At 68.9% G+C, this 1,121-nt stretch carries 1 protein-coding gene; it reads left to right on the forward strand.

Annotated elements, in window-relative coordinates:
* Window positions 1–124: 124 nt before the first annotated feature.
* Window positions 125–1,117 (forward strand): IS481 family transposase, encoded by a 993-nt coding sequence (locus tag J4573_RS53370; protein ID WP_208264184.1) that lies wholly within the window; start codon window positions 125–127, stop codon window positions 1,115–1,117.
* Window positions 1,118–1,121: the final 4 nt, after the last annotated feature.

Consider the following 1,121-nt stretch of genomic DNA (forward strand, 5'->3'; position numbering starts at 1 on the left):
GCTAGCTGTACTGACCATGGACGTTGGTAACGGAGACACGGCTGGATGATCTTGAAATGAGGGAGGGCCTCCTGGCGAGGTGTGAGTCACCACAACTTGCACCTTGAACACCAGGAGGCCCTGCATGGTCCACGCTAACGCCAAGCTCACCCCGCGGGGTCGGTTGGAACTGGCGCGTTGTGTGGTGGAGGACGGATGGTCGCTGCGGCGGGCGGCCGAGCGGTTCCAGGTCGCACCCACCACGGCCAAGCGATGGGCCGACCGATACCGCCGGCTCGGAGCGGCGGGCATGGCCGACCGGTCCAGCCGTCCCCATCACAGCCCGGCCCGCACCAGCGAACGCATCGAACGGCGCATCGTCAAAGTGCGGGTCACCCACCGGCTGGGACCAGCCCGGATCGCCGCCCGGCTGGGGCTGGCTGCTTCCACCGTGCACCGGGTCCTGCGACGGTATGGCTGCCCATCGCTGGCGCATCTGGACCGCGCGACCGGCCGGCCGATCCGCCGCTATGAGCACGCCTGCCCCGGCGACCTGATCCACGTCGACGTCAAGAAGCTGGGCAACATCCCCGACGGCGGCGGACACCGTGTCCACGGCCGCCAGACCGGCGGCCGCAACAGCCAGCGCACTCAGACCGCCGAACGCAACGCCTACGGCAACCCCCTGCTGGGCTATGGCTTCCTGCACACCGCCATCGACGACCACTCCCGCCTGGCCTACACCGAGATCCTGCCCGACGAACGCAAAGACACCGCCGCCGCGTTCTGGACCCGCGCACAGGCGTTCTTCACCGCCGCCGGAATCACCGTGCGCCGGGTCCTGACCGACAACGGGTCCTGCTACCGCTCCCGGACCTGGCGCGACACCCTCACCGCCGCCGGCATCACCCACAAACGCACCCGCCCCTACCGGCCCCAAACCAACGGCAAAGTGGAACGCTTCCACCGCACCCTGGCCGACGAATGGGCCTACGCCCGCCCCTACACCTGCGAGACCCAACGCCGCGCCGCACTTGCACCCTGGCTACACATGTACAACCATCACCGCGGCCACACCGCCCTAGGCGGCCTCCCACCAGCCAGCCGCGTTCCCAACCTCACTGGTCAGTACAGCTAGCCCA

The organism is Actinomadura barringtoniae (assembly GCF_017573505.1).
GTDB classification, from domain to species: Bacteria; Actinomycetota; Actinomycetes; order Streptosporangiales; family Streptosporangiaceae; genus Spirillospora; species Spirillospora barringtoniae.

Coding starts and splice junctions, on each gene's coding strand:
- J4573_RS53370 (WP_208264184.1), top strand. CDS start 125: ATGGTCCACGCTAACGCCAAGCTCACCCCGCGGGGTCGGTTGGAACTG.